The 19,934-nt window shown below is 69.7% G+C and carries 18 protein-coding genes; 10 read left to right on the forward strand and 8 right to left on the reverse strand.

Annotated elements, in window-relative coordinates:
* Window positions 1–156: 156 nt before the first annotated feature.
* Together OG792_RS13630 and OG792_RS13635 are read left to right on the forward strand one after the other, a co-directional pair.
* Window positions 157–1,035 carry a metallophosphoesterase family protein gene (locus tag OG792_RS13630; protein WP_442932410.1) on the forward strand — a complete coding sequence of 293 codons (879 nt, stop codon included), beginning with the start codon at window positions 157–159 and terminating at the stop codon, window positions 1,033–1,035.
* Window positions 1,032–1,694, forward strand: coding sequence for a 4'-phosphopantetheinyl transferase family protein (locus OG792_RS13635; protein ID WP_329109871.1), 663 nt, complete (start codon window positions 1,032–1,034; stop codon window positions 1,692–1,694). The genes OG792_RS13630 and OG792_RS13635 overlap by 4 nt, the downstream gene beginning before the upstream one ends.
* A gap of 445 nt (window positions 1,695–2,139) precedes the next feature.
* On the opposite strand, the gene OG792_RS13640 is transcribed toward OG792_RS13635, so the two are convergent.
* The gene (locus tag OG792_RS13640; protein ID WP_329109873.1) at window positions 2,140–2,487 is read right to left on the reverse strand and encodes a histone-like nucleoid-structuring protein Lsr2; all 348 of its coding nucleotides are present in this window, start codon (window positions 2,485–2,487) and stop codon (window positions 2,140–2,142) included.
* A gap of 210 nt (window positions 2,488–2,697) precedes the next feature.
* Window positions 2,698–4,614, reverse strand: coding sequence for a ricin-type beta-trefoil lectin domain protein (locus OG792_RS13645; RefSeq protein WP_329109875.1), 1,917 nt, complete (start codon window positions 4,612–4,614; stop codon window positions 2,698–2,700).
* Window positions 4,615–4,977: 363 nt separating this feature from the next.
* On the opposite strand from OG792_RS13645, the gene OG792_RS13650 reads away from it, so the two are divergent.
* The 7 genes from OG792_RS13650 to OG792_RS13685 all read left to right on the forward strand — a co-directional run bounded on the left by OG792_RS13650 (window position 4,978) and on the right by OG792_RS13685 (window position 13,691).
* Window positions 4,978–5,982: a LacI family DNA-binding transcriptional regulator gene (locus OG792_RS13650; protein WP_329109876.1), complete on the forward strand. Its 1,005-nt coding sequence runs from the start codon at window positions 4,978–4,980 to the stop codon at window positions 5,980–5,982.
* Between the two features lie 221 nt (window positions 5,983–6,203).
* Window positions 6,204–7,877 carry an ABC transporter substrate-binding protein gene (locus tag OG792_RS13655; protein ID WP_329109878.1) on the forward strand — a complete coding sequence of 558 codons (1,674 nt, stop codon included), beginning with the start codon at window positions 6,204–6,206 and terminating at the stop codon, window positions 7,875–7,877.
* A gap of 113 nt (window positions 7,878–7,990) precedes the next feature.
* Window positions 7,991–9,097, forward strand: a complete 1,107-nt coding sequence (locus OG792_RS34690) for an ABC transporter ATP-binding protein (protein ID WP_442932411.1) — start codon at window positions 7,991–7,993, stop codon at window positions 9,095–9,097.
* The gene (locus OG792_RS13670) at window positions 9,094–10,074 is read left to right on the forward strand and encodes an ABC transporter permease (protein WP_329109880.1); all 981 of its coding nucleotides are present in this window, start codon (window positions 9,094–9,096) and stop codon (window positions 10,072–10,074) included. The genes OG792_RS34690 and OG792_RS13670 overlap by 4 nt, the downstream gene beginning before the upstream one ends.
* Window positions 10,075–10,077: 3 nt before the next feature.
* Complete coding sequence (locus OG792_RS13675; protein WP_329109881.1) at window positions 10,078–11,139, forward strand: ABC transporter permease; 1,062 nt, start codon at window positions 10,078–10,080, stop codon at window positions 11,137–11,139.
* Window positions 11,136–12,155, forward strand: a complete 1,020-nt coding sequence (locus OG792_RS13680) for an ABC transporter ATP-binding protein (RefSeq protein WP_329109882.1) — start codon at window positions 11,136–11,138, stop codon at window positions 12,153–12,155. Before OG792_RS13675 ends, OG792_RS13680 begins: the two co-directional genes overlap by 4 nt.
* Window positions 12,156–12,263: 108 nt before the next feature.
* Window positions 12,264–13,691 carry a GH1 family beta-glucosidase gene (locus OG792_RS13685; RefSeq protein ID WP_329109883.1) on the forward strand — a complete coding sequence of 476 codons (1,428 nt, stop codon included), beginning with the start codon at window positions 12,264–12,266 and terminating at the stop codon, window positions 13,689–13,691.
* 77 nt (window positions 13,692–13,768) lie between these two features.
* On the opposite strand, the gene OG792_RS13690 is transcribed toward OG792_RS13685, so the two are convergent.
* The 3 genes from OG792_RS13690 to OG792_RS13700 all read right to left on the reverse strand — a co-directional run bounded on the left by OG792_RS13690 (window position 13,769) and on the right by OG792_RS13700 (window position 15,960).
* Window positions 13,769–14,968 carry an RNA polymerase sigma factor gene (locus OG792_RS13690; protein ID WP_329111254.1) on the reverse strand — a complete coding sequence of 400 codons (1,200 nt, stop codon included), beginning with the start codon at window positions 14,966–14,968 and terminating at the stop codon, window positions 13,769–13,771.
* 139 nt (window positions 14,969–15,107) lie between these two features.
* Complete coding sequence (locus tag OG792_RS13695; RefSeq protein WP_329109885.1) at window positions 15,108–15,470, reverse strand: YciI family protein; 363 nt, start codon at window positions 15,468–15,470, stop codon at window positions 15,108–15,110.
* A 118-nt stretch (window positions 15,471–15,588) separates the two neighbouring features.
* Complete coding sequence (locus OG792_RS13700; RefSeq protein ID WP_329109886.1) at window positions 15,589–15,960, reverse strand: Mth938-like domain-containing protein; 372 nt, start codon at window positions 15,958–15,960, stop codon at window positions 15,589–15,591.
* A 118-nt stretch (window positions 15,961–16,078) separates the two neighbouring features.
* Between OG792_RS13700 and OG792_RS13705 the strand changes: the two genes are divergently transcribed.
* Entirely contained in the window at window positions 16,079–16,672 is a 594-nt protein-coding gene (locus OG792_RS13705) for a TIGR03086 family metal-binding protein (protein ID WP_329109887.1), read from the forward strand.
* Window positions 16,673–16,748: 76 nt separating this feature from the next.
* On the opposite strand, the gene OG792_RS13710 is transcribed toward OG792_RS13705, so the two are convergent.
* The 3 genes from OG792_RS13710 to OG792_RS13720 form a co-directional block, all read right to left on the reverse strand.
* On the reverse strand, window positions 16,749–18,107 hold the full coding sequence (locus OG792_RS13710; protein WP_329109888.1) for an FAD-binding oxidoreductase: 1,359 nt from the start codon (window positions 18,105–18,107) through the stop codon (window positions 16,749–16,751).
* Complete coding sequence (gene serA, locus OG792_RS13715) at window positions 18,104–19,318, reverse strand: phosphoglycerate dehydrogenase (RefSeq protein WP_329109890.1); 1,215 nt, start codon at window positions 19,316–19,318, stop codon at window positions 18,104–18,106. Before serA ends, OG792_RS13710 begins: the two co-directional genes overlap by 4 nt.
* 169 nt (window positions 19,319–19,487) lie before the next feature.
* Window positions 19,488–19,934 (reverse strand): GNAT family N-acetyltransferase, encoded by a 447-nt coding sequence (locus OG792_RS13720; RefSeq protein ID WP_329109892.1) that lies wholly within the window; start codon window positions 19,932–19,934, stop codon window positions 19,488–19,490.

The following is a 19,934-nucleotide window of genomic DNA, read 5'->3' on the forward strand; positions in this document are numbered from 1 at the left end:
GTGGTGACCAGCGGCGCCGACCGGCCGGCTCAACCACGGTGTCCCACCCCTGCCTGCACCCACCCATCCTGACATCCGGCGCCCGGCCGGTCGGCGCGGCCCCGAGCCGCATCCGCCCGGCACGACTCACGTCGATATCCTGTTTGCAACACCGGGATGCGAGGCTGGTGCGGTGAAGAGTGGAGCGTGTTCGTGACGGGTCACCTGTTTGCCGTGAGTGACCTGCATGTCAGCTATCCCGAGAACCGCCGGATCGCCGACGAGCTGCGGCCGGAGTCCGACGACGACTGGCTGATAGTCGCCGGTGACATCGGCGAGATGGCCGCCGACATCGAGTCCGTCCTGACCGGGCTGGCCGAGCGGTTCGCCCGGGTGATCTGGGCACCCGGCAACCACGAGCTGTGGACCCACGCCAGTGACCCGCTGCAACTGCGTGGCGAGCAGCGCTACCGGCACCTGGTACGGATGTGCCGGGAGATCGGTGTGGTCACGCCCGAGGACGAGTACCCGGTCTGGCACGGCACCGGTGGCCCGGTCACCGTGGCGCCGCTGTTCCTGCTCTACGACTACTCGTTTCGGATGCCCGGCCTGCACACCAAGGAGGCGTCGCTGGCGCGGGCGTACGAGGTGGGTGTGGTCTGTAGCGACGAGTTCCTGCTGCACCCGGACCCGTACCCGACCCGGGAGGAATGGTGCTGGGCCAGGGTGGAGCAGACCGAGCGCCGCCTCGCCGCCTGCGACCCGACCATCCCCACCGTGCTGGTCAACCACTACCCGCTGGTCCGGGAGCCGACCGACGTGCTGTATTTTCCCGAGTTCGCGCAGTGGTGCGGCACCGACCGGACCGCCGACTGGCACCTGCGCTTCCGGGCGGCGGTCGCGGTCTACGGCCACCTGCACATCCCGCGTACCACCTGGCACGACGGTGTGCGGTTCGAGGAGGTGTCGCTCGGCTATCCGCGCGAATGGGGGCGCCGCGAGCAGCCGCCACGGGTGCCGGTCCGACTGCTGACCCCGGTGGAGGTGAACCAGTGATCGAGCGGCTGCTGGCCCCACCGGCCGTTGCGGTGGAGGCGTTCGACGACAGCGTTCCCGGCCTGCTCTTCCCGGAGGAGGAGGCGCTGTTGGTCAACTCCGTCGACAAGCGGCGGCGGGAGTTCGTCACCGCCCGCCGGTGCGCGCGGGAGGCGTTGGCCGGGCTGGGATTTCCCCCGGCGCCGCTGCTGCCCGGCCCGAAGCGGGAGCCGCGCTGGCCGGCCGGGGTGGCCGGCAGCATCACCCACTGCGAGGGCTACCGGGCCGCCGCCGTCGCCCGGACCACCGACCTGGTGACCATCGGCATCGACGCCGAACCCCACCAACCGTTGCCGCCCGGCGTGCTCGACGCGATCGCGCTGCCGTCCGAGATCGCCCGGCTGGCGCGACTGGCGGCGGTCGACCCGTCGGTCTGCTGGGACCGGTTGCTCTTCTGCGCCAAGGAGGCGGTCTACAAGTCCTGGTTCCCGCTCGCCCGACGCTGGTTGGACTTCCACGAGGCGGAGATCGACATCGCGCCGGCCACCGGCACCTTCACCGCCACCCTGCTGGTGCCCGGACCACTGGTCGGCGACGCGCCGCTGACCGGGTTCGACGGACGTTGGCTGGTCGACCGGGGCCTGCTGCTCGCCGCGATCACCGTCCCGCCGCCCGCCTGACCCGCGAGGGCGGGCCGGGTCGGTTTCTTGACAGACGGGTCGACTCCGTTGAATGAGCGTGTGCACTGGGGTCATGGCGGCGTGAACGGACCATTCGGCGCTGCCTCAGAGCGGCAGGAATGCCTGGTCAACGCGCATTTGATGGGGCCGTACGGTGAACCGTCGCGGGACCCGTTCGGGCGTCGCGCGCGTCGGGTTCCGGTCTCTGTTCGTCACGCCCCGTATACCCGCTTGCGGAAACCGGGGCCGGGGCGGTTCCGCATGGAACCGCCGCGGGGCGTCTTTCGGGCGCTCTTTGCCATGGTGCAATTTCCGCGTGGGGCTTCACAAGCCCGGCTCACCGACGGCGGGTAGGCCGGGCCCGACAGGCGGAGGCGGCCGATATTTTCCGGGGGATGCCCCGCCGGGCATCTCCCGCGCATACCGCACCCCCTGAGCTGCCAGCTCAGTGGTTGTTGTACGCCTCGACCACGGAAGCCGGAATCCGGCCGCGCTCGGAAACGTCGTAGCCGTTCTTCGACGCCCATTCCCGGATCGCCTTGTTCTGGTCCCGGTCGCTGCGGGTGGGCGCCGCGTTGCCGCTGCGGCGGGCCGGCCGACGGCTTTCCACGCCGCCCCGACCCACGCGGGTACCGGCGGCGATGAACGGGTCGAGCACCTTGCGGAGCTTGCCCGCGTTCTCTTCGGATAGATCAATGGTGTAGCTGACGCCGTCGAGCCCGAACTCGACGGTGCGGTCGGCCTCGCCGCCATCGAGGTCGTCGGTCAGGACGGTGATTACCTTTTTAGCCATGGTTGATCACTCCACGTGAACAATGGGGTTCCAGGTGATGAGTTTGACTCATCAATCACTGCTTTCGCAACGCTCACCCCATTGCGGGAGTGGCGCGGGTGCCCCGAGCGGCCCGGAAACTCCTCCGGCCGGCATAAACGACGCCGCCGGCGCCTCCCGGTTCGGTGGGCGCCGGCGGCTGCCGGTACGGTACGAAGCGCTCCGCGCTTACTAAGCCGGGGCGGTCCATTTCTGGTTTCCGGCGCCGGTGCAGGTCCAGATCTGAAGCGGGGTGCCGTCGGCGCTGGTGTTACCCGTCACGTCCAGGCACTTGTTCGCCTGCGGATTGACCAGGTCCCGACCGCTGGTGTAGGTCCACACTTGCGCGCCGGAGCCGTTACAGGTGTAGAGCTGCACGCGGGCGCCGTTCGCGGTCGACCCGGAGCTGATGTCGAGGCATTTGCCGAGTGCGCGCAGCGTCCCGTCGCTGGCCCGGGTCCACCGCTGGGCGGTTGTTCCGTTGCAACCGTACAACTGCACCGGGGTGCCGTCGGCGGAGTTGGCGCCGGCGATGTCGATGCATTTTCCGCCGAGGCCGGTGATCTGTCCGGCCGGGCCGGTCGGGGGAGTGGTGGGACCGGTGCCCGGTGTCCCGCTCCAGGTGAAGGTGGCCGAGGTGTTCGTCGGCAGGGGGTAGGTGAAGGACTGGTTCCCCCAGTTCACCTTGACGTTCTGGGTGCCCCCGGTGTTGTTGTACGCGATCAGCGCCTTCGAACCGTCCGGGTTCTTCCAGGCCACGTTCGGCACCGAGGCGTTGCCGGTCGAGTCGATCCGGTACGCGCCCGGTTTCACGAACTTGGTCAGGTGTCCCATCGTGTAGTACTCGATCGTGTAGTCGACCTGGCCGTGCCGGCTGTCGCCGTTGTGCACGGTCACCAGCCCGGTGCAGGTGCCGCAGCCGCCGTTGTGCGGGCCCTGGTTCTGGTCCAGGGCGAGGCTCCATTTGATCCAGCTACGGTCCCAGTTGCGGGTGTAGTCGACCAGGTTCAGCATGTCCTCGGTCTGTTGGTTGGCGATCCAGTCACCGCCGGAGTGCTCGGTCATGTACGCGTTCACGTTCGGGAACTGGTTGTGCACCGTGGTCTGGGTGCTGACGTTCCCGCCGTACCCGTGCCAGGCGATTCCGCCGAAGAGCGGGTCGTTGCGGATCGCCGGGTCGTTGAGCAGTGGTGCGGCCCATTCCTGGTAACCGTCCCAGTTCCAGTCGTGCACCAGCACCTTGCTGTTGATCCCCGCGTTGCGGAACGCCGGGTAGAGGTGGTTCTTGGTGAACTCCTGCAACCCGGCGGCGTTCCACTGCATGGAGGGGTAACCGGCGCAGCAGGTCGGTTCGTTCTGTGCCGTCACGTAGTCGATTTTCACGCCCTGGGCGGCGTAGCCCTGCACGTACCGGGCGAAGTACTGGGCGTAGGTCGGGTAGTGCTGCCACTGCAACCAACCCTGGGTCATGCTGTTGTTGTCCTTCATCCAGCCCGGTGCGCTCCACGGCGAGGCCATGACCTTCAGAGCCGGGTTGAGACTCTTCGCCTGCTTGGTCAACGCCATCACGTCGGTGTCCCGGCCCAGCGAGAAGTCGGACAGGTCACAGCAGGTGTCGTCGTACGAGTAACTGAATCGGGCCAGGTCGGAGGCGCCCATCGGATTGCGGGTGAAACTGAGGCCGATTCCGTTGACCGGGTCGAACAGTTGGCGCATCACGCTGTCGCGGGTGCTCTGGCTGAGTGCGCCGCTGCCGTGGATGAGCCAGGCAGCGGTGTCGGTGAACGAGGCGCCCGCCCCCTCGAACTGCTGGTAGGTGACGTTCTCGTTGACGGTGACGGTCTGGTTGCCGGCGCCGCTGCTGGTCGCGAAGGCGATCGGGGTCTGCGGCTGGAGCCCGCGGGTGACCGTACGACCGCGGGCGTCCGAGGTCGTGGTCAGCCAGATGTTGACCTGTTCGCCGGCGGCGAAGGCGGCGGGTGCCCGGAGCACGGCCAGCCCGGTGGCGACCAGGCAGCAGGCCAGCAGCGCGGCCTGGAGCGCGCGTCGGCGGGTTTGTCCGTTCCGGCGGGTGGGTGCGACGAGCGGTGGAGTCGCTGTCGATGGCACAGGATTTTCCTTTCCGCGAGGAGTTTTTCTCGGCCGACGGTGGGCGCCCCGCGCCCGTTCGGCGGGGGCGGTCACCGTCCGGGCGACGACGACGGGCCACGGCCGGGTGTGGCGGATGCGCTGGTCGGCCGGGGTGCGATGCCCGTGGTCGTCGGGATGGAGCCCGTGATGCGACGGAACGCATCGATGATGGTGAAGAGGTAACACGCCCGTACAGCTAACTGCAAGGTTTGTTTAGTAATCTGTTTTGTTACGCGACCGTGATTGACGTGGCCCGCGTCACTCCGGTTGACTCGGCCCGGAACCGCTTCCGCAACCGGTTCCGAACCAGCCGTTAACCGTCCTGACACGAAGGGGCACCCGGTGCCGATCACCATCGCCGACGTCGCGGCCCGAGCCGGGGTCAGCAAGACCACGGTCTCCCGGGTGCTGAACGGCAAGGGTGAGCTGGACGTGCAGACAGCGGCGCGGGTGCGCCGGGTGATCGAGGAACTGGGCTACGTGCCGAGCGCGCGGGCGGTCGGGCTGGCGCGGGGCCGTACCCGGGTGGTCGGCATGCTCGTCCCGTCACTGACCTGGCCCTGGATGGGCGAGGTGTTGCAGGGCGCGGTGGACGTGGTGGAGACCGAGGGCTACGGCCTGCTGCTGTTCACCTGCAACCGGGGTGAGGAGTCGATGCGGCAGTTCGCCTCCCAGGTGTCGGCGAAGTCGTTCGACGGCCTGCTGGTGATCGAGCCCGAGGGCACCCTCGACTACATCACCGACCTGCACGCCCGTGGCCTGCCGGTGGTGCTCATCGACGACCGGGGCCACCAGCCGCTCTTCCCGTCGGTGGCCACCACCAACCGCAGTGGCGGTGCGGCCGCCGCCCGCCACCTGCTGGAACTCGGCCGGCGCCGGCCGCTGGTGATCACCGGCATCGAGCCGTTCGGCTGCACCCAGGAACGGATGGCCGGGTTCGGCGACGTCTACGCCGAGGCGGGCCTGCCGCTGGACCCGAGACTCGTGGTGGAGGGCGACTTCACCTTCGACCGGGGCCGGGCGGTGGTCAAGCAGTTGATCGCCGAGGGGATCGAGTTCGACGCCGTCTTCGCCCACAACGACCTCTCGGCGGCCGGCGCCCTGCTGGCCATCCGGGAAGCGGGCCGCCGGGTGCCGGAGGACGTCGCCCTGGTCGGCTTCGACGACATCCCGTACGCCTCGCACACCGACCCGCCGCTGACCACGGTGCACCAGCCGATGCGTCAGATGGGCGAGGCGGCGGCGCGGATGCTGCTCGCGTACTTCGACGGCACCCCGCTGCCCGACGCCCCGCACGTGCTGCCCACCACGCTGATCATCCGAGCCTCCACCATGGTTCCCGCCTAACCCACCCGATCCCGACCGGTCCCACCCCCGACCGGTCCGCCCGGCTCCACCGGACCACCCCGACCGGCCGCACCACACGCTCACCCCCACTGACAGTCAAGATCCTTCGGACCCGTCCACCCGATCGAGAGAGCGCTCTACCGATCGGTCGGCCCCGTCAGAAACGCCCTTTCCGATCAACCCGATGACCACCCTCACCACCACGACACAGGGAGGAATACATGCACGTCAGGCGCACTCTCGCGGTCGCCCTCGCCAGCGTGATGGCGGTCGGTGCACTCGCCGCCTGCGGCGACAGCCCGAACGCGAACCGGGACGGGAACAACGCCCCGTCCGTGCTCAACATCGGCATGCCCAACGGTCCGCAGACCGAGAACCACAATCCGTTCCTGACCTCCGCGTCGGCCGCGTCGCTCGGCTACCGCTGGATGATCTACGAGCCGCTGATCATGGATAACCTGATCCGTCCCTCCGACGCGGGCAAGCCGTGGCTGGCCACCAAGGCGGAGTGGAGCAACGGTTACAAGACCCTCGCGCTGACCATCCGCGACGGTGTCAAGTGGTCCGACGGCAAGCCGTTCAGCGCCGAGGACGTCGCGTTCACCTGGGAACTGATCAAGAAGACCGAGGCGCTGAACATCAACGCCCTGCCGCTGCTGGACATCACGACCAGCGGCAGCACGGTCACGGTGAACTTCGGCGCGCCGCAGTTCGTCAACCAGCACAAGATCCTCACCACCATCCCGATGGTGCCCAAGCACATCTGGTCGACCATCGCCGACCCGGCCACCGACATCAACAAGAACCCGGTCGGCACCGGTCCGTACGCCCTGAAGTCGTTCACGCCGCAGACCACCACGCTGACCGTGCGGGACAACTACTGGCAGGAACTGCCGAAGGTCAAGGAGCTGCGCTACACGTCGTACAACGACAACAACGCGCAGACCACCGCGCTGGCCAACGGCGAGTCGGAGTGGAGCTTCGTCTTCATCCCGAACTACAAGACCGTGTACGTGGAGAAGAACCCCGAGTTCAACAAGGTCTGGCCGGCGTCCGTACTGGGCATCCACGGTCTCTACATCAACGTCACCCGCAAGCCGTTCGACAACCCGGTCCTGCGCCGGGCGATGAACATGGTGATCAACCGGAACGACATCTTCGTGCAGGCCGAGGCGGCCTACTTCCACCCCGAGGTGACCTCGGTGACCGGCATCCCGCTGCCGGCCGGCGAGTCGTTCATCGCACCGGAGTACAAGGGACAGACCCACAAGGTCGACGTCGAGGGCGCCAAGACGCTGCTCACCGGTGCCGGTTTCAAGCTTGAGGGCAACGTGCTGAAGGACCCGACCGGCAAGCCGGTCACCCTGAAGCTGAGCGACCCGGCCGGCTGGTCCGACTACATCACCAGCCTGGAAATCGTGAAGGACAACCTCTCCCAGATCGGCATCGCCGCGACCGTGGAGAAGGCCAACCAGGACGCCTGGTTCACCGCCGTCGAGGAGGGCAACTTCGAGGCCAGCTTCCGCTGGACCAACGGTGGCGCCACCCCGTACGACATCTACCAGACGATCATGGACGGTCGGCTGCTCAAGCCGATCGGCACCGCGTCGCCGCAGGGCAACTTCGGGCGGTTCAACAGCCCGGAGGCGACCAAGGCGCTGGAGGAGTACGCCAGTGCTCCCGACGACGCCGCCCGTACCACCGCGATGAACACGCTCCAGAAGATCTTCGTCGAGCAGATGCCGATGATCCCGGTCGGCGCGGACAACGCCGGTGGCGCCTACGTCACGAAGAACTGGGTGGGCTGGCCGGACGACCAGAACCCGTACGCGCCGGCGCAGCCGACGCAACCGAACGCGGTCGACGTCGTCCTGCACCTCAAGCCCGCTTCCTGATCCAGCCGCGCTGCCTCCCGGGTGTGCCGTACCAGGCCACCCGGGGGGCGGCGCAGCCGCGCGGGGGAGGCAGCGCCGCGCGGGGATCAGATCTCTTCGACAGGAGCTCCGGCATGACCATGAGCGAGACCTCCACCCCCGCGCCGACCGAGGTGGTGTTGGAGGCGGATGGCCTGACCAAACATTTCCCGGTCCGACGGCGGGTCCGGGACCTCCTCTCCCGCGAGCGGCGGGTGGTGCACGCGGTCGACGACGTGAACCTGGTGTTGTACCGGGGTCGGGTCACCGCGCTCGTCGGCGAATCCGGATCGGGCAAGTCCACCGTGGCCCGACTGCTGGCCCAGCTCTACCGCCGCACCGGGGGCGACATCCGGCTGCACGGCGAGTCGACCACCGTACGCGGCGGCCGGCGGTTCCGGGCGTACGCCCGGCGGGTGCAGCTGACCTTCCAGGACCCGTTCGCCTCGCTGAATCCCGTGCACACCGTCCGCTACCACCTCACCCGCTCGCTGCGCATCCACGGACACGGCGGCAACACCAACGCCGAACTGGAACAGGCGCTGCACGAACTGCTCGGCCGGGTGGCCCTCACCCCGCCCGAGCGCTACATCGACAAGTTCCCGCACGAACTCTCCGGCGGCCAGCGCCAGCGGGTGGCGATCGCCCGCGCGCTCGGCGCCGACCCGGAGGTGCTGCTCGCCGACGAACCGGTGTCGATGCTGGACGTGTCGATCCGGCTGGGGGTCCTGAACCTGCTGCGTGACCTCAAGGAACGGCTGAACCTGGCGATCCTCTACATCACCCACGACATCGCCTCGGCCCGCTACTTCGCCGACGACACCCTGGTCATGTACGCCGGCCGGATGGTGGAGGGCGGCGACAGCGAAACCGTGACGCAGCGCCCGGCGCACCCGTACACCCGGTTGTTGATCGCCTCGGCGCCGGACCCGGACCGGATCCAGGGCTCGCCCACCGACGCGGCCGCCGCCACCCCGGAGGACCGGGGCGGAGGGGAACCGCCCAGCCTGATCAACCCACCGTCCGGTTGCCGGTTCCATCCCCGCTGCCCGAGCGCCATGCCGCGCTGCTCCACCGCGCTGCCGCCCCGGTTGGCCGTGCAGGGCGAGCCGGGCCACTGGGCCTCCTGCTGGCTCTACGACCCGGAGAACACCGAGACGCCCGGCTCCGCCGCGCGCGAGGTACGGACGGTGGCCTCGTGAAGTTCCTCCTGCAACGGATGGCGTTCTACCTGTTCACCGCGTGGGCCGCGATCACCATCAACTTCTTCATCCCGCGCATGATCCCCGGCGACCCGGTCCAGTCGCTGATCTCCCGCTACCAGGGGCAGATCAGCACCCAGGCGATGCAGTCGCTCTACGTCCTGTTCGGCCTGGACAAGGACAAGAGCATCTGGCAGGAGTACATCGAGTACTGGGGCCAGCTCTTCCGGGGTGACCTGGGGCTGTCGTTCACGTTCTTCCCGGCGCCGGTCTCCCAGGTGCTCGCCGACAGCCTGCCCTGGACCCTGTCCCTGGTCGGCATCACCACCGTGATCAGCTTCCTCACCGGCACCATGCTCGGGGTGGTGGCCGGCTGGCGGCGCGGCTCCTGGATCGACGGGCTGCTGCCCGCGACGACGTTCCTGTCGTCGGTGCCGTACTTCTGGCTCGGGCTGATCTCGATCGCCCTGCTCGCCGGGCCGGGCAGCTTCTTCCCGTCCTCCGGTGGTTACGAACCCGGCCTGGTGCCGGCGTTCGACCAGTACTTCATCGGTAGCGCGATCCAGCACAGCATCCTGCCGGCGTTCACCATCCTGATCTCGTCGGTCTCCGGCTGGATCCTCAGCATGCGCAACATGATGGTCACCGTCGCGGCCGAGGACTACATCACCGTGGCGCACGCCAAGGGCCTGTCCGAACGCCGGGTAGCGGTCAGCTACGCCGCCCGCAACGCGCTGCTGCCGAACGTCTCCGGCTTCGCGCTGTCGCTGGGCTTCATCGTCGGCGGCACCCTGCTGGTGGAGATCGTCTTCTCCTATCCCGGCCTCGGTTTCCAGCTCTTCCAGGCGGTCGGCGCCAAGGACTACCCGCTGATGCAGGGCATCTTCCTGATCATCACGCTCTCCGTACTGCTGGCGAACCTGCTGGCGGACCTGGCGTACCTGGCCCTGGACCCCCGAACCCGCAAGGAGGGCTGAGCGATGGCCATCCCCACCAGCAGCATCGACGCCGTCATCCCCACCGGCCCGGTGACCGAGGCCGCGCCGCCGGCCGCCGCGCGCCGTCGCAAGTTCCGGTTCGTGGCCAACCCCAAGGCCGCGACCGGGCTGGTCATCCTGGGCATCTTCCTGCTGATCGCGGTGATCGGCCCGTGGATCGCCCCGTACGACCCGTCCGGGCGCGGCCCGGACCTGGTGGCGCCGCCGTCCGGGGCGCACTGGTTCGGCACCACCCACCTCGGCCAGGACATCTTCAGTCAGGTGCTGGTCGGCACCCGAGGCGTCATCTTCGTCGGCTTCCTCGCCGGGGTGGTGGCGACCGTGCTCTCGGTGGTCATCGGGGTCACCGCCGGCTACCTCGGCGGAGCCGCCGACGAGAGCCTCTCCGCCCTGTCGAACGTGTTCCTGGTGATCCCGGCGCTGCCGCTGGTCATCATCGTCGCCTCGACCATCTCGTCCGCCGGTGACCTGGTTGTCGCCCTGGTCATCGGGCTGACCTCGTGGGCCTGGGGGGCACGGGTGCTGCGCGCCCAGACGCTCTCGCTGCGCCGCCGCGACTATGTGGAGGCGGCCCGCGCCAGCGGGGAGAGCACCTGGCGGATCGTCGGCTTCGAGATCCTGCCGAACCTAACCGCGATCATCGCCTCGAACTTCGTCGGCACCGTCATCTTCGCCGTCATGTCCGAGATCACCCTGGCCTTCATCGGCATCTCCACCATCTCCGAGTGGAACTGGGGCACCATCCTGTTCTGGGCGCAGAGCCAGCAGGCCCTGGCCCAGGGCGCCTGGTGGTGGTTCGTCCCGGCCGGGTTGGCGATCGCCATCCTCGGCACCGCGCTGTCGCTGGTCAACTTCGGCATCGACGAGTTCGTCAGCCCCCGGCTGCGCAGCAGCGGCAAGGCGAAGGTGCGTACGGCCGACGGGCGGATCGTCCGGATGCGGGTCGGCTTCACCCCGGTCCTCGGGGCACCGCCGAGCCCGCCACCGGCGCCCAGGGGTGCCGCCGTGCTGACCAACGCCGAGGGAAAGGCGGCCGGGCGATGAGCCGACCCGTGCTGGAGATCAAGAACCTGAACGTCGACTACGGGCTCGGCGAACAGGCCGTACAGGCGGTCCGGGACGTCAGCCTCACCCTGCACCGGGGCGAGGTGCTGGGGCTGGCCGGGGAGAGCGGCAGCGGCAAGTCCACCCTGGCGTACGGGGTGACCCGGTTGCTGCCGCCGCCGGGTGTGATCAGCGGTGGCTCGGTGGTCTACCACCCGCCGAGCGGCGAACCGATCGACATCATGACCCTCAGCCCGGCGCAACTGCGCCGGTTCCGCTGGGCCGAGACCTCGATCGTGTTCCAGGGGGCGATGAACTCGCTCAACCCGGTGCACAAGGTCTCCACCCAGCTGATGGACGTGATCCAGGCGCACGAGCCGAGGACGACCCCGGCCGCCCGGCTGGCCCGCGCCCGCGAGTTGCTCAAACTCGTCGGCATCGCCGCCGACCGGCTGGACAGCTACCCGCACCAGCTCTCCGGCGGCATGCGGCAACGGGTCATGATCGGCATGGCGCTCGCGCTGGAGCCGCAGATCGTCATCATGGACGAGCCGACCACCGCCCTCGACGTGGTGATGCAGCGACAGATCCTCGGGCAGCTCGTCGAGCTGCGCGAACGGCTCGGCTTCTCGGTGCTGTTCATCACCCACGACCTGTCGCTGCTGGTCGAGTTCTCCGACCGGATCGCGATCATGTACGGGGGCCGGATCGTCGAGGAGGCGCCGGCGGCGGCGCTCTACCGCGACTCGCTGCACCCGTACAGCGAGGGGTTGTTGAATTCCTTCCCGGCGCTGCGCGGACCGCGCCGCGAGCTGAGCGGCATCCCCGGATCCCCGCCGGACCTGCGCGGCATGCCGAACGGCTGCTCGTTCCACCCGCGCTGTCCGAAGGCGTTCGACCCGTGCGCCAGGGAGATTCCGGTGCTGGGCGTGCCGAAGGAGGGGACCGCCGCCGACCGGAAGGTGGCCTGCTGGCTGCACCCCACCCGGGAAACCGTCGTGATCCGCCGGGGCTGACTCCGAAGGTGTCGACCGTTCCCCGTCGCGTCGCCCGCGGCCCACCCGCCGCCGGCCGCCGCGCACCCGCCAGCCCGACACCAGTTCCCCACACCGATCAGGAGAGCCATGGACACGACCGCCTCGACACTCGATCCCGCCCGCGTCGCCAGCGGTCAACCCGACCCGATCGACAGCCTGCCGGCCAGCTTCCGCTGGGGCGTGGCGACCTCGTCGTACCAGATCGAGGGAGCCGTCGCCGAGGACGGGCGCACCCCGTCGATCTGGGACACGTTCTGCCGGGTCCCCGGTGCGGTGCACAACGGCGAACACGGCGACGTCGCCTGCGACCATTACCACCGGATGCCCGCCGACGTCGGACTTATGCGTGACCTCGGGGTGGACACCTACCGGTTCTCGGTGGCCTGGCCCCGGGTCCAGTCCGGCGGCCGCGGCCCGGCCAACCCGGCCGGGCTCGCGTTCTACGACCGGCTGGTGGACGAACTGCTGGCCCAGGGGATCGACCCGTGGGTCACCCTCTACCACTGGGACCTGCCGCAGGAACTGGAGGACGCGGGCGGCTGGCCGGCGCGGGACACCGCCTACCGGTTCGCCGACTACTCCATGCTCGTCTTCGACCAGCTCAAGGATCGGGTACGCACCTGGACCACGCTGAACGAGCCGTGGTGCTCGGCGATGCTCGGTTACGCGTACGGGCGGCACGCGCCGGGCAGGCAGGACTTCGAGGCCGGCATGCACGCCGTACACCATCTTCTGCTCGGACACGGGCTGGCCACCCAGCGGATGCGGGCGGCGGCGCCCGGCCCGATCGACCTCGGGATCACACTGAACATGAGCACCTCGGTCGCGGCCACCGAGAGCGAGGCCGACCTGAACGCGGCCCGCCGGGCGGACGGGCTCGGTGTCCGGATCTACCTCGACCCGCTGCGGCACGGCCGCTACCCGCAGGACATCGTCGCCGACCTGGCCGCGCGCGGCATCGAACTGCCGGTGCGGGACGGCGACCTGGAGATCATCTCGGCTCCGATCGACGTGCTCGGCGTCAACTACTACTTCAGCACCCAGCACTCCGGAGTGGACGAGCAGGGACGCACCGAGGACGCCGACGGGCTGCCGGTCAGCCGTGAGGTGCCGTTCGGTCGGCCCAGGACCGCGATGGACTGGGAAATCGTCCCCGAGGGCTTCACCGAACTGCTGGTACGCCTCGGCCGCGACTACCCCGACCTGCCGATGGTGATCACCGAGAACGGTTCCGCCTTCGACGACCAGCCGGACGCCAACGGCTTCGTCCAGGACGACGACCGGATCGGCTACTTCGTGTCGCACCTCGGCGCGGTCGCGCTCGCCCGGCAACAGGGCGCCGACATCCGCGGCTACTTCGCCTGGTCGCTGATGGACAACTTCGAGTGGGCCTACGGCTACGACAAGCGGTTCGGCATCATCCGGGTCGACTACGACACCCAGGTGCGTACGCCCAAGGCCAGCGCGCTCTGGTACCGCGACACCATCCGCCGCATCCGCCACGCCGGCGGCTGAACCCTCGGGTACGGCGACCGGGCCACCCGGTCGCCGTACCCGGTCCGGCTGTGTCGCCCCGGCACCCGTACCGGTGACTACTCGGGCTCGGTCGCGGCGGCCAGGCGCTCGGTCAGGAACTCCCGCTCGGCCTCGTTCCCGGTCAACTCCAGCGCCCTGCGGTACTCGACCGCCGCCTCGTGGGCGCGACCGAGCCGTCGCAGCAGGTCCGCCTTCACCGCCGGCAGGTACTGGTACTCCGCGAGCCGGTCGTCCGACTCCAACCGCTCCACCTCGGCCAGCGCCCGCGCCGGCCCCGACACCTCGGCCAGCGCCACCGTCCGGTTCAACGCCACCACCGGCGACGGCCACACCGACAGCAGTACGTCGTACAGGGTGACTATCTGTTGCCAGTTCGTCTGCTCGTAGGTCGGCGCCTCGGCGTACAGGGCGGCGATGGCGGCCTGGAGCAGGTACCGTCCCGGTCGGCCGCCGCGCAGCCCGGCCACTATCAGGTCACCCGCCTCGGCGATCGCCGACCGGTCCCAGCGCGACCGATCCTGCTCCTCCAGCCGCAGCAACCGGCCCCGGGCGTCGACCCGGGTGGCCCGCCGGGCGTCGGTGACCAGCAGCAGGGCGAGCAAACCCCACACGTCCCGCTCGTCGGGCATCAGCTTCCGCAGCATCCGGGTCAGATGGACCGCGCGGTCCACCAGATCCGTACGCACCAGCTCGGCGCCGGCCGGTGCCGTGTGCCCGAGGGTGAACAGTACGTGGATCACACCGAGCACCCCGGCCAGCCGTTCCGGCAGCTCGGCCGCCTTCGGCACCCGGTAGGGGATCCGGGCGACCGAGATCTTCTTCTTGGCCCGGGTCAACCGGGCGGCCATCGTCGGCTCGGACACCAGGAACGCGCGGGCGATGTCGGCGGTCGACACCCCGCACACCAGCCTCAGGGTGAGCGCCATCTGCGCCTCCGGCGCCAACGCCGGGTGACAGCACATGAAGATCAGCCGCAGCCGCTCGTCCGGTACGACGTCCGTCGGCTCCTCGGCAACCGGCACGTCCACCTCCAACGATTCCTCGGGCTCGACCAGCAACGGCAGCTTGGCGCGAAACACCTGCTCCCGCCGGATCGCGTCCATCGCCCGACGCTTGGCGGTGGTGGTGAGCCAGGCCGCCGGATTGGCCGGGATCCCGTGCCGGGCCCAGCCGGTCAGCGCCGCCGCGTACGCCTCCTGCACGCACTCCTCGGCCAGGTCCAGGTCCCGCGCGACCCGCGCCGTCGCGGCGAGCACCAGGGCCCACTCGCTCCCGTGCGCCTCCGCGACGGCCGCCCGTACGTCCTCCCGGTCCGTCATCGCTCTACCCGGTCCGTCATGCGTCCACCCGGTCCGTCATGCGTCCACCCGGTCCGTCATGCGTCCACCCGGTCCGTCAGCGCCGCGCCGGCGGTACGGTGGGAAAGCCGGCCGCCACCGGACGTACCTCGACGCCGCCGCCCTGCTGGGTGGCGGGGTTGCGGCGGGCGATCTCCAGGGCGGCGTCCAGGTCGGGTGCCTCGATCACGTAGAAGCCGGCGACGACCTCCTTGGCGTCGAGGAACGGGCCGTCCGTCACGACGTCACCGTGGACCGAGGTCGCCGTGGTGCTCGGCTCCAGCGCGTACGCCGCGAGCATGGTCCCGCCGAACCGCTCCACGTCCTCCCCGTGCCGGTCGTGTGCCTGCCGCTCCTGCGGCGTCAGGTCGGCGGCGTCGGCCGGGGCCTTCGCGAACAGCAGGATCGCGTACTGGGCCATCGTGTTTCTCCAATCGGGTCCGGGTTCGGGTCGCCCCACACCTCTACGTCGAACGGCCGACACCGAACTCGACAGCTCCCGACCAGGTCGGGAAACATCCTCCGTTCGACACCGTGACTCAGCACGTCGAGTGCAGCAACGCCCCGACCGCAACCGATGCCGCCAGCTCGTTGTACATCCGTACCGCCTCGCTGCTCTCCCGGACGTGTACGGCGACGCCCCTGCTCCGCAGCAGGTCGAGTGTCTCGACCATCACCCCGAGCCGTTGCTCCATCCCGACTCCGAGGACGACGACCGTGGCGCCGTTGTCAACGATTTCCGCCACGTCGGCCGGTTGGATGCCGGGTGAGTGGCCGGTGCCCGTCTCCGACCAGTCCCAGGCACGGCCGCCGCCCGGGTAGAGCTTGGCGTCCTTCACCGTACCCAGGCCCTCGACCTTGATCTCGCCCCAGGAGATGGCGGTGACCAACGGTGACTTTCGCTCTGTCATGACCAGAACTGTGCCAGATGCGTGGCGACGCCGACGGGGAGTAGTCGATCTGGCTCTGTGCGTACGGATGTGGTTGTCTGCTCTCCGCAGGTATTCATCATCATCGAGGAGATTTGCCGTGACGACGCAGAACGAGCCGATCGCGTTGCTGTCGCAAGCGCTGGACCAGATCGATGAGGTTCTTGCCGGGATCCGTGAGGACCAGCTGGATCTGCCGACGCCGTGTCGGTCCTGGACGGTCGGTCAGCTCATGAACCATCTGGTGCACGATCTGAGCCAGTACCTCAAGGTGGCGACCGGGGTCCAGCCGGACTGGACCGAACCGACCCCGCCGGTGACGCAGGACCGCTTCGTGGCCTTCCGTAAGGGCGCCGCCGAACTGCTCGACGCCTGGCGTGCCGTGGGTGAGCCGACCGGGACGATCACCCTGCCCGACATCGGCGAGGTGCCGGCCCGCTTTCCGATCGACCAGCAGATCTTCGAGTTCACGCTGCACGCCTGGGACCTGGCGAAGGCGACGGGCCAGCCGGTCGATTTCAAACCCGAGCTCGGGCAGCTCGCCCTGGACTGGATCCGCGTCGTGGTGCCGCCGGAGATGCGCGGCCCGGAGGGGAGCGGTCGGCTGTTCGGCCCCGAGGTCCAGGTAGCCGCCGACGCCCCGCTGTACGACCGGCTCGCCGCGTTCTGCGGACGCGAGCCGCAGCACGTCTGATCGAAGGCCGACGGCTGTGGCGATCCGCTGCCCCTGAATGGGCAGTCGGCCGCCACAGCCGGGGCGCACGTGTTGGTCAGTTGGGCAGCAGGACGCCGGGGTTCAGCACACCGGCCGGGTCCAGGGCGGACTTGATCCGGCGCAGGACCTCGATCTCCTCGGGGGAGCGGGACAGCGACAGCCACTCGGCCTTCGCCCGGCCCACCCCGTGTTCCGAACTGATGCTGCCGCGTCGGGCCGCGACCTGCCGCAGCACCGCGTCCGTCACCTGCTCGGCCCGCTCGCCCGCGCCCAGCACGTTGACGTGCAGGTTGCCCTCGCCGAGGTGGCCGAAGAGGATCGTCCGGGCGCCCGGCGCGACCGCTTCGACCGTCTCCGCCAGCACCGCGACCAGTCCGGCCAGTTCGCGCAACGGTACGCAGACGTCGAGCTTGGTCGGCACGCCCGCCGTGTTGATCGCCTCGGTGTGCGTCTCCCGGTACGCCCACAGCCGAGCCCGACCGGCCGCGTCGGAGGCGACCGTGGCGTCCTGCACCGCCGCACACTCGCCCAACATGTCCAGCAACTCGTCGGTCGGGTCGGCGTGCCCCGCGCACTCCAGCAGCACGTACGCCGGATAGTCGGTGTCGAACGGGGCGGGCAGCCGACCGTACGACCGGACCAGTTCCATGCCCTCGGGGTAGCAGATCTCGGCCGCGGCGAGGGTGGACAGGCGACCGCGGGCGGCGGCGAGCAGGGTCAGCGCCGCGTCGGTGCCATCGACCGCTACCAGGGCCACCGCTCGGGCGGGCAGCAGCGGGACCAGGCGCAGGCGTACCCGCGTGATGATCGCCAGGGTGCCCTCGCTGCCGGCGAGCAACTGGGTCAGGTCGTACCCGGTGTTGTCCTTGGCCAGTCCGGCGAGCCTGGTGATCACGGTGCCGTCGGGCAGCACCGCCTCCAGGCCGGTGAGCTGGTCGCGCATGCTGCCGTAGCGCAGCACCCGGATGCCACCGGCGTTGGTCGCCACCATGCCGCCGATGGTCGCCGACGAGCGGGCGGCCAGGTCGACGCCGACGTCCAGTCCGGCCGGGCGGGCGTGCGCCTGGAGTTTCTCCAGGGTGACGCCGGCCCCGACGGTGACCTGGCCCTCGATCACGTCGACCGGCTCCAGCCCGGTCAGCCGGGTCAGGCTGACCAGCACCTCGCCGCCGCCCGGCACACCCCCGCCGACCAGGCCGGTGTTGCCGCCCTGGACCACCATCGGCACGCCGGCCGTGGCGCAGGCCCGGACCACGGCGGCCACCTCGGCGGTGTCCGCCGGGCGGACGACGCAACGCGCGGTGCCGGTGAACCGGCGGGTCCAGTCCGTCTCGTACGCGTCGCGCAGGTCCGGGTCGACCAGCAGGTGCGCCGGGCCGACGATCGCCCGCAGGTCCTCTTCGAGGTCGCTCACGACAGTTCCCGCAGCCGGATCGTCTGGCTCATCGCCCGCAACTGGAGCACGACGTCCTCGGTGTAGCCGGCGCCGAGATCGGTGAGCAGGTAGCCGTACTCGCCACGGGTGCCCAGCAGTTGGCCCTCGATGTTCACCGCGTGCTCGGCCAGGATGCTGTTCACCTGCGCCAGTACGCCCGGCATGTTGTGGTGGGTGTGCGCGATCCGGTGCGTTCCGGCCGCCGCCGGCAGTTGGATCGCGGGCAGGTTCACGCTCAGCGTGGTGTTGCCCTCGCCGACGAACTGGGCCAGCTTGTTGGCCACGAACCCGCCGATGTCGGCCTGCGCCTCCTCGGTCGAGCCGCCGATGTGCGGGGTGAGGATCACGTTGCGCAGGCCGCGCAGCTCGGAGGTGAACTCGTCGCCCCGGCCCTTGGGCTCGTGCGGGAACACGTCGATGCCGGCGCCGGCCAGGTGCCCGCTGACCAGGTTGTCGCGCAGGGCGGCGTAGTCGATCACGAAGCCACGGGAGAGGTTCAGGAAGAGGCTGCGGGGACGCATCCGGGCGAACTGTTCCTCGCCGAAGAAGCCGCTGTTGCCCGGTCGGCCGTCCACGTGCAGGGTGACCGTCTCGGCCACCTGGAGCAACTCGTCGAGGCTGTCGCAGCGCTTGGCGTTGCCGAGGGCGAGCTTGTCGGCGGTGTCGTAGAAGTAGACCTGCATGCCGAGGTTCTCGGCGAGCACCGACAACTGGGCGCCGATGTTGCCGTACCCGACGATGCCCAGGGTCCGGCCGCGCACCTCGTGGCTGCCGTTGGCCGCCTTGTCCCAGATCCCGGCGTGCATTCCGGCGTTCTTCTCGGGCAGCCGCCGGGCCAGCATGATGATCTCGGCGAGCGCCAGCTCGACCACGCTGCGGGTGTTGGAGAACGGCGCGTTGAACGCCGCGATGCCGGCCGCTGCGGCGGCGGCCAGGTCGATCTGGTCGGTGCCGATGCAGAACGCGCCGATGCCGACGAGCTGCGGCGCGGCGGCCAGCACCCGGGCGGTGACCTGCGTCTTGGAGCGGATGCCGAGCAGGTGCACGCCCTCGATCCGGGCGATCAGCTCGTCCTCGTCCAGCGCGTTGCGCAGCGACTCGACGAGAAATCCCTCCGACTCCAGCCGGGTGACCGCGTCGGGGTGAATGTTCTCCAGCAGCAGGACGCGTGTCTTGGCCTGGTCGATCATGATCTTTGTTCCGTCCGTTGCGGTCCGTTGCGTTGATCAGCGGCGAGCGCGCCATAGAGCCCGACCAGAGGCCAAGGTTAGTCCAGCGCCGAGTCGCTCCCACGCCTCGTCCGCCCCGTCCCGACCCTTGGATCCCGCGCGTCCGGTTCCCCGGTGCGAAACCCGTCCCTCAACCGGCCAGATAGTGCCGGAACCCGGCGGCGATCTGCCGGAATCCACACGACTCGTAGAAATCGTGTGCCTCGTCGCGGGTCGACCGGGACAGCAACTGGACCTTGTAACAGCCGGTCGACCGGGCCAGGTCGACCGCCGCCGCGAGCAACCGCCGGCCGACCCCGCGACGGCGTACGGAGGAGTCGACCACGACGTTCTCCACCAGCATGAACGGCCGACCGCCCCGGGTCAGGTTCGGCAGCACCGTGCAGTCCAGGGTGCCGGCGGGCACCCCGTCCCTCGACGCGAGCAGGACCGTACGCCCGGGCTGTGCGGTGATCTCCCGCCAGATCGGCCCGGCCCGGTCGACCGGGAGCGGGGTGTCGTCCGGGTGCAGTTGCCCGTACAGCGCCAGCAGCGCCGGGAGATCCGTCTCCACCGCTGTCCGAATGGTGATCGCCAC

Source organism: Micromonospora sp. NBC_01699, assembly GCF_036250065.1.
Taxonomy (GTDB): domain Bacteria; phylum Actinomycetota; class Actinomycetes; order Mycobacteriales; family Micromonosporaceae; genus Micromonospora_G.

Bases quoted from the DNA above. Each gene is read 5' to 3' on its own strand.
- OG792_RS13630 (WP_442932410.1), top strand. From the start codon at position 157: ATGCGAGGCTGGTGCGGTGAAGAGTGGAGCGTGTTCGTGACGGGTCAC.
- OG792_RS13695 (WP_329109885.1), bottom strand. From the start codon at position 15,470: ATGGCCCAGTACGCGATCCTGCTGTTCGCGAAGGCCCCGGCCGACGCC.
- OG792_RS13700 (WP_329109886.1), bottom strand. From the start codon at position 15,960: ATGACAGAGCGAAAGTCACCGTTGGTCACCGCCATCTCCTGGGGCGAG.
- OG792_RS34690 (WP_442932411.1), top strand. From the start codon at position 7,991: ATGACCATGAGCGAGACCTCCACCCCCGCGCCGACCGAGGTGGTGTTG.
- OG792_RS13680 (WP_329109882.1), top strand. From the start codon at position 11,136: ATGAGCCGACCCGTGCTGGAGATCAAGAACCTGAACGTCGACTACGGG.
- OG792_RS13640 (WP_329109873.1), bottom strand. From the start codon at position 2,487: ATGGCTAAAAAGGTAATCACCGTCCTGACCGACGACCTCGATGGCGGC.
- OG792_RS13675 (WP_329109881.1), top strand. From the start codon at position 10,078: ATGGCCATCCCCACCAGCAGCATCGACGCCGTCATCCCCACCGGCCCG.
- OG792_RS13655 (WP_329109878.1), top strand. From the start codon at position 6,204: ATGCACGTCAGGCGCACTCTCGCGGTCGCCCTCGCCAGCGTGATGGCG.
- serA (WP_329109890.1), bottom strand. From the start codon at position 19,318: ATGATCGACCAGGCCAAGACACGCGTCCTGCTGCTGGAGAACATTCAC.
- OG792_RS13685 (WP_329109883.1), top strand. From the start codon at position 12,264: ATGGACACGACCGCCTCGACACTCGATCCCGCCCGCGTCGCCAGCGGT.